We start from the raw sequence: 7,889 nt of genomic DNA on the forward strand, positions 1-7,889 counted from the left end.
TGTAAACACATTGCTAAATGTTTTTACATCCACTACAACCATATCATCACAAGTGGTCGGACCTCCTACAAGTAAGGGGCTTTTCGTTATGATGATTTTGAGTATTCTCGCTACGGTTGTCCTGCTCGGCGCGTTGTTCTATCACCGCGTGAGCTTATTTATCAGCAGTCTGATTTTGCTCGCCTGGACAGCCGCCCTCGGCGTTGCTGGTCTGTGGTCGGCGTGGGTACTGGTGCCTCTGGCCATTATCCTCGTGCCATTTAACTTTGCGCCTATGCGTAAGTCGATGATTTCCGCGCCGGTATTTCGCGGTTTCCGTAAGGTGATGCCGCCGATGTCGCGCACTGAGAAAGAAGCGATTGATGCGGGCACCACCTGGTGGGAAGGCGATTTGTTCCAGGGCAAGCCGGACTGGAAAAAGCTGCATAACTATCCGCAGCCGCGCCTGACCGCCGAAGAGCAAGCGTTTCTCGACGGCCCGGTAGAAGAAGCCTGCCGGATGGCGAATGATTTCCAGATTACCCATGAACTGGCGGATCTGCCGCCGGAGCTGTGGGCGTATCTGAAAGAGCATCGCTTCTTCGCGATGATCATCAAAAAAGAGTACGGCGGGCTGGAGTTCTCGGCTTATGCCCAGTCTCGCGTGCTGCAAAAACTCTCCGGCGTGAGCGGGATCCTGGCGATTACCGTCGGCGTGCCGAACTCATTAGGCCCGGGCGAGCTGCTGCAACATTACGGCACTGACGAGCAGAAAAATCACTATCTGCCGCGTCTGGCACGTGGTCAGGAGATCCCTTGCTTTGCACTGACCAGCCCGGAAGCGGGTTCCGATGCGGGCGCGATTCCGGATACCGGGATTGTCTGCATGGGCGAGTGGCAGGGCCAGCAGGTGCTGGGCATGCGTCTGACCTGGAACAAGCGTTACATTACGCTGGCACCGATTGCGACTGTGCTTGGGCTGGCGTTTAAACTCTCCGACCCGGAGAAATTACTCGGCGGTGCAGAAGATTTAGGTATTACCTGTGCGCTGATCCCGACCACCACGCCGGGCGTGGAAATTGGTCGTCGCCACTTCCCGCTGAACGTACCGTTCCAGAACGGACCGACGCGCGGTAAAGATGTCTTCGTACCGATCGATTACATTATCGGCGGACCAAAAATGGCCGGGCAAGGCTGGCGGATGCTGGTGGAGTGCCTCTCGGTAGGCCGCGGCATCACTCTGCCTTCCAACTCAACCGGCGGCGTGAAATCGGTAGCGCTGGCAACCGGCGCGTATGCGCACATTCGCCGTCAGTTCAAAATCTCTATTGGTAAGATGGAAGGGATTGAAGAGCCGCTGGCGCGTATTGCCGGGAATGCCTATGTGATGGATGCGGCGGCGTCGCTGATTACCTACGGCATTATGCTCGGTGAAAAACCCGCCGTGCTGTCGGCTATCGTTAAATATCACTGTACCCACCGCGGGCAGCAGTCAATTATTGATGCAATGGATATTACCGGCGGTAAAGGCATTATGCTCGGGCAGAGCAACTTCCTGGCGCGAGCTTACCAGGGCGCACCGATTGCCATCACCGTTGAAGGGGCCAACATTCTGACCCGCAGCATGATGATCTTCGGTCAGGGAGCGATTCGTTGCCATCCGTACGTGCTGGAAGAGATGGAAGCAGCGAAGAACAATGACGTTAACGCGTTCGATAAACTGCTGTTCAAACATATCGGTCACGTCGGCAGTAACAAAGTTCGCAGCTTCTGGCTGGGCCTGACGCGCGGTTTAACCAGCAGCACGCCAACCGGCGATGCCACTAAACGCTATTATCAGCATCTGAACCGCCTGAGCGCCAACCTCGCCCTGCTTTCTGATGTCTCGATGGCGGTGCTGGGCGGCAGCCTGAAACGTCGCGAACGCATCTCGGCACGTCTGGGTGATATTTTAAGCCAGCTTTACCTCGCCTCCGCCGTTCTGAAACGTTATGACGACGAAGGACGCAATGAAGCCGACCTGCCGCTGGTGCACTGGGGCGTACAGGATGCGCTGTATCAGGCTGAACAGGCGATGGACGATTTACTGCAAAACTTCCCGAACCGCGTGGTTGCCGGGTTGCTGAATGTGGTGATCTTCCCGACCGGACGTCATTATCTGGCACCGTCTGACAAGCTGGATCATAAAGTGGCGAAGATTTTACAAGTGCCGAATGCCACCCGTTCACGTATTGGGCGCGGTCAGTACCTGACGCCGAGCGAACATAATCCGGTTGGTTTGCTGGAAGAGGCGCTGGTGGATGTGATTGCCGCCGACCCAATTCATCAGCGGATCTGTAAAGAGCTGGGTAAAAACCTGCCGTTTACCCGTCTGGATGAACTGGCGCACAACGCGCTGGCGAAGGGGCTGATTGATAAAGATGAAGCCGCCATTCTGGTGAAAGCGGAAGAAAGCCGTCTGCGCAGTATTAACGTTGATGACTTTGAACCGGAAGAGCTGGCGACGAAACCGGTAAAGTTGCAGGAGAAAGTGCGGAAAGTTGAAGCCGCGTAATTGAATAACGGAGCCGAAAGGCTCCGTTGCAGAGATAGTTAACGCCGTATCCGGCTTCAATAGATTGCATGGTCTTCGTAGGCCTGATAAGCGTAGCGCATCAGGCAATATTAGGTTTGTCACCAATGTAAAAACGGAGCCTTTCGGCTCCGCTTCTCTATGTGCTAATTATTTAAAATTAAAGCCATCCGGATGGTTTTCCAGGCTACCGGTCAACGCTGCAAACAGCACCGTTTTGCCATCAATCGAAAGCGCATCGTTCACATTCAGCCAGGTGAGTTTCTCTTGCGACGTTTTCTCGTCAATGGTCGAGAACAATCCCGTCATTTGATTAGATTTCTCGGACCACATCACCGCAATACGTTGCGAGCCACAGTCATGCGGCTTACACGCACTCATTACCTGATAAGTCTCATCTCCCAACGTCACCGTTTGTGCGGGAGTGTAAGTACCGCCTTTCATCACCCAGGCTGGCAGCTTATGCCCTTGCACCATCTGATTAAATGCAGCTTTGGTGGTTTCGCCCTTTGCCAGGCTGCTAATGGTTAAATCATCCTGCGCCATTGCACTAGTGGCGATGACCAGAGCGGCGACAGTCGTTATTGCCTTAAACATCATTCCTCCCGAGCTTCTCCTGCCCATGTTATTAACGCCCTAAAGCCTGGCGATAACACGATAATTTGCAAATCAGATATTTCCAATATCAGCATTTGTTATCAATTTATTCCGCAGTAAGGTAATAGCCTGATAAGGTGTTAAAGTTATAAAACCCTTCACATAAAGGAGTTGTACACCGTGCCTGGTTTGAAGATTACGCTTTTGCAGCAACCGTTGGTATGGATGGATGGCCCTGCCAACCTGCGCCACTTTGATCGACAGCTGGAAAGTATTACCGGGCGTGATGTGATCGTTTTGCCGGAGATGTTTACCAGCGGCTTTGCCATGGAAGCGGCGGTTACGTCGCTAGCGCAGCACGACGTGGTGAGCTGGATGACCGCCAAAGCGCAGCAGTGCAATGCGCTGATTGCAGGCAGTGTTGCATTACAAACGGAGTCTGGTTCGGTTAACCGCTTTTTGCTGGTTGAGCCGGACGGCAAGGTGCATTTTTATGACAAGCGTCATCTGTTCCGAATGGCGGATGAGCATCTGCATTATAAAGCGGGCAATGAGCGAGTGATTGTGGAATGGCGCGGCTGGCGTATTTTGCCGCTGGTGTGCTACGACCTGCGCTTTCCAGTGTGGTCGCGCAATCTCAACGATTATGACCTCACCATCTACGTTGCCAACTGGCCTGCCCCGCGCTCTCTGCACTGGCAGGCATTGCTGACAGCCCGCGCGATTGAGAATCAGGCGTATGTGGCGGGATGCAATCGCGTCGGCAGCGATGGCAACAGCTGCCATTATCGCGGTGACAGCCGGGTGATTAATCCACAGGGCGAGATTATCGCTACTGCCGACGCGCATCAGGCAACGCGCATTGATGCTGAACTTTCGATGGTGGCATTACGGGAATATAGAGAAAAGTTTCCGGCATGGCGTGATGCGGATGAGTTTAGGTTGTGGTGAGTGGGCGTTGCGTTTAGGGCCGGGGAGAGTCGGGGTAAGACTACGAAAGCCCGCTCTCCTGCGACGACTTTTATCATAGGAGTGTGGAAGTGCTTTTCCATCAATCGCGATGACGTCTTTGTCATCGGAAGAATGGCAGTCACGCATCCAGTTAATAATGCACTCGTGAAATTTTGCAGGACTGATACAGGATACAACTCTGGCAATGGTATCGTGAACAGGGATACCATTTTCAAAATCACCATATTGTTTTAAAAAATCGAGATGTGTTTCCCCAAAATCCTCTATATCTTCCCAACCTTCTGCACCAGAAATAACGGCACAAATAGTCAACAGAAGAATATCTTACAATTTATGCTCCACTTTCCAGGCTTGTCTGCAATCGGGAACAATAGAAATATGCTCCATCAATTTTTTAAGTTCCACTTTGTTCTCCTTAATTATGTAAGGAGTATTTGATCATGTATAAGCTATGAAAAATAGTTTTAGTTAATACATCTCAATTATTTAACATATGGTGCTAATTATTTAGCACAAAAAATGACTTATGATGATCTTTCCCTGCTGACCTAGCCGATCACTGCGATCGCTTCGCTGAAACCCTGATCGAATGTCACGATCCGGCGCTGAAAATGGCGTTGTACGGACGACTTCGCGCCAGTATCGCCATTCTGTCTCCCACGCTGAACGATCCCATTCCCCCCCATCTGGTAGAAAACCTGACACTCGACGACCTGCTTGCCTCATTTCTGCACTTTGACCCGGCTCCTGAGCAATTGTGTGAATATTGCGAGGTATTACTCCAGCTCCTGACGGAACAGGTGCAGGGATCTAAAATGGAACAACCCCTGACGTGGCTGCTGTGTGGACTGGTCTGGTTCTTTGCGGCAAAACTGAAAGCGCCGCGCTGGTTGCGTACTGCTGACGGCGTGGCATTTATTGAGGATCTTATTCAACCGTAAGATCAGTCCTCCCGGATTTTCGCCTGTTATTACTGGCGGATATCCGGGAGAAATATTCCCATCTCATTGCGGACGCTGCGCCCGTTACCATTGTCCAGGCTGACGATCCATCATTTAAACCTTAAAATCCCCCACAGGAGTAGCATTTATTTTGAGCTTATATTTCTTTATTTTTTCATACAAGATTTCTGATATAATAGGATTCGGCATATATTGACAATTGTCAAGCAAAAAAAAATCCGCACCATTAATTTTACTGACATCCAATACTATTTTTTTCAATCCTTTAACTATACGTTTAGGCGGATTTTGTATGGAATCCAGCACCATCCTTTTTCCAGCGTATTCTGATAAATTATAATCCAAACAATCTATTTTTCTTAAGTTATGAGTAACCCAATATTTTTTGTTCACTATAGACCCATCGGAATATTTAACCACTGAAGGAATAAACTGTCCAATATTTAAACCATCTAAAGCACTCATTAAATCGTCTGAAACCAACAATACTGATGCTGTTGTGTAGAAAAAATCAACATCCATTTTTCTTATCGAAGGCTGAAGAGTAATTTCAGATATCGTGAATTTAGGTAAATTATACTTAATTGCACTATAGTTGACCTTCAATGATGGGCTAAAACTTACAGCCCCATCAATAAAACCTTTTCGTGGATATTTATATTCTAAAAAAAAGTACCTCATTAATCCCCCCTAAGAATTTGAATGAGTTCCAGGCGCACGCCGATCTGTTGATTGTAACCTGAGTTTATCCATATTCAGGGCATGTTTCATCAGGCGTTCGGATGCATGTATCTTACTTAAAATCTGTTCATCAGTCGCTTTTGTGAGAACACCTAATTTTAATTCTGCTGATGCTAATGTTCTTCTGGCTGCATCAAAATACGAACTTAAATGTCTTCCACTATGTGCAAATTTCCCCAATATAAATTCACTTTATCAGAAATATCCGTTAGAACCAGAACTTCATGCGAGAAAACCTTTCTCTCATCATATACTTTATCTTTGCCATAAGAAATCACATCTACATTTTCCAACACCATGTCTAATGATTGCTGAAAAAAATCAATCTCTTTCGTTATGTAAAACTCGAACAAATAATACAGAGACAATAAAGCATTTTGAACATAAGAGCATTCTTTTTCTGAATAATCATCTGCATCAGGTATTATAGAATATATTTCATTTGTATCAATAACAATAGACTTACCCTCAACTATAATATCAACACCATACTGTATATAATCACAAAAAAATCATGAAGCTTAGTGTGATAAAGCTTATCAAATAACAAAACAAGATTCTTTTGTCTGTTAATATAGATTAACCCAAGCATTAACTTTTTTTCTGGAGAAAAATCAGCCAACTTTTTAAGAAATTTTCCCCATATTCATTTAATAGGCTCGCCATTAGCAATCTTCTAACCCCATACGATTTCTACTTTTTTTACCAGACATTGAGGTGTCTGTTGTCACCCCCTTGCTTTTCATCATATTTTCACAATCAATGCAAACTGGCCTAGAAGCATCTATATGTTCAATATTAGATACATTATTCATTATGTCTTCATCTGTGGTTTATAATCTGCTTTACTGATTTTTATCTAAATTGACGTTGATTTAATGGTATCTCCATCAGAATTTCATCCAACCAAGCCTCATACCACTGACAAAATGACATATGATCTACAGAATCATCTTTTAATAGTACAGGCCTAATTCCACCAAATGTATCTCTATAGTCTATCCAAATCTTGCCATATTCATTACCATTTACTACAAGTAAAGCAACTCCTCCACTCCCCCAATCGCAAATCTGAAAACAACCTGGGGTTCTGTTTATTGAAAAATAATACTCCAGTAGTTCATCTTTATTTTCATTACTATTCTCCATCGCAATTCTTAAATCCTCATAATTCCATCCATCAGAATATGGAAACTGCACAGACAAATCAAATGCATTTCTATTTTCGGCTGGAGTAAATGGATGATAAAAACTATCATCGTTTAAAGGCTTCAAACCGAATCCAGGACCAAAACCTCCATTTCCAACTTCTGTAATAAAATGCCTTATATCATAAGGGAGTTTAAAGTTATATTTTCTTTCAAAGAATGACACATCTTTGTCACTAATAACAGAAGCAAATTGTAAAGAACTACACTCAGGTGGTAGAGATATATTCTTATTTTTAACTTCATTCAATTTTTGTCGCAACCTATTTATACTCATACACGCTCTCTTAACAATGAGTTACATTCCCTTGTGAATCCCATCCTGATGTATGTTTTGTTCCTTCTCTATCAGTCCATGAATAATCTAAATTCATTTCTTTATTTTTGGCAAAGTCAGCAATACCATCCTGACATTTTGGACATGCCGGTAGTTCACTTCTTAATGATTTTCCATTATTCATCATTTGTCCCAGAGAGTACATTTCCAATGTTGCCCCCTTTAGTTCACTCGGCGTATAATTTCTGTTCAAATATTCTAGCAATTGAGCCTCACTATGGCCTGCTGCACCATAACCATTGAATGGCGCTTTACTTGAACCCCATGCACTATTCCATAAACCACCACTACCTTTCGTAGGATTTAATACTGGTTCGCCATTTAAAAACGCAATTAATTGATGTAGACCATGTGGATCAATCCAGCTAATAGGATTCGGCGCATACCGGTAAAGATTCAGCCCGCCACGGATCGAAATCGGATCCTGGCTTACGAACCTCCCGCACTCCGGCGCATAATACCTGAACAGATTATAGTGCAGCCCCGTCTCTTCATCATAATACTGCCCCGGCAGCCGCAGC

General features: G+C 46.2%; 5 protein-coding genes and 3 pseudogenes. 3 read left to right on the forward strand and 5 right to left on the reverse strand.

The window, feature by feature from the left end; genetic code table 11:
• Window positions 1-88: 88 nt before the first annotated feature.
• Window positions 89-2,533, forward strand: coding sequence for an acyl-CoA dehydrogenase FadE (fadE, locus tag D9742_RS22045; protein ID WP_130238252.1), 2,445 nt, complete (start codon window positions 89-91; stop codon window positions 2,531-2,533).
• Between the two features lie 168 nt (window positions 2,534-2,701).
• Here fadE and ivy read toward each other — a convergent pair whose 3' ends face one another.
• Window positions 2,702-3,148, reverse strand: coding sequence for an Ivy family C-type lysozyme inhibitor (gene ivy, locus D9742_RS22050; RefSeq protein ID WP_001308392.1), 447 nt, complete (start codon window positions 3,146-3,148; stop codon window positions 2,702-2,704).
• Window positions 3,149-3,328: 180 nt separating this feature from the next.
• Between ivy and yafV the strand changes: the two genes are divergently transcribed.
• A complete protein-coding gene (gene yafV / locus D9742_RS22055; RefSeq protein WP_130238254.1) occupies window positions 3,329-4,099 on the forward strand; it encodes a 2-oxoglutaramate amidase in 771 nt (256 codons plus the stop codon).
• A 57-nt stretch (window positions 4,100-4,156) separates the two neighbouring features.
• Here yafV and D9742_RS22060 read toward each other — a convergent pair.
• Window positions 4,157-4,525, reverse strand: a pseudogene (locus D9742_RS22060) (ISAs1 family transposase); the annotation flags it as partial.
• 143 nt (window positions 4,526-4,668) lie between these two features.
• On the opposite strand from D9742_RS22060, the pseudogene D9742_RS22065 reads away from it, so the two are divergent.
• Window positions 4,669-5,061: pseudogene (locus D9742_RS22065) on the forward strand (hypothetical protein); the annotation flags it as partial.
• A gap of 114 nt (window positions 5,062-5,175) precedes the next feature.
• On the opposite strand, the gene D9742_RS22070 reads toward D9742_RS22065, so the two are convergent.
• From D9742_RS22070 to D9742_RS22080, 3 genes and pseudogenes are all read right to left on the reverse strand, one after another.
• Window positions 5,176-5,763, reverse strand: a complete 588-nt coding sequence (locus tag D9742_RS22070) for a DUF1629 domain-containing protein (protein ID WP_130238256.1) — start codon at window positions 5,761-5,763, stop codon at window positions 5,176-5,178.
• 915 nt (window positions 5,764-6,678) lie between these two features.
• Entirely contained in the window at window positions 6,679-7,308 is a 630-nt protein-coding gene (locus D9742_RS22075; RefSeq protein WP_130238257.1) for an SMI1/KNR4 family protein, read from the reverse strand.
• Window positions 7,309-7,711: 403 nt separating this feature from the next.
• Window positions 7,712-7,889: pseudogene (locus D9742_RS22080) on the reverse strand (RHS repeat-associated core domain-containing protein); the annotation flags it as partial.

Source organism: Escherichia sp. E1V33 (assembly GCF_004211955.1).
Taxonomy (GTDB): domain Bacteria; phylum Pseudomonadota; class Gammaproteobacteria; order Enterobacterales; family Enterobacteriaceae; genus Escherichia.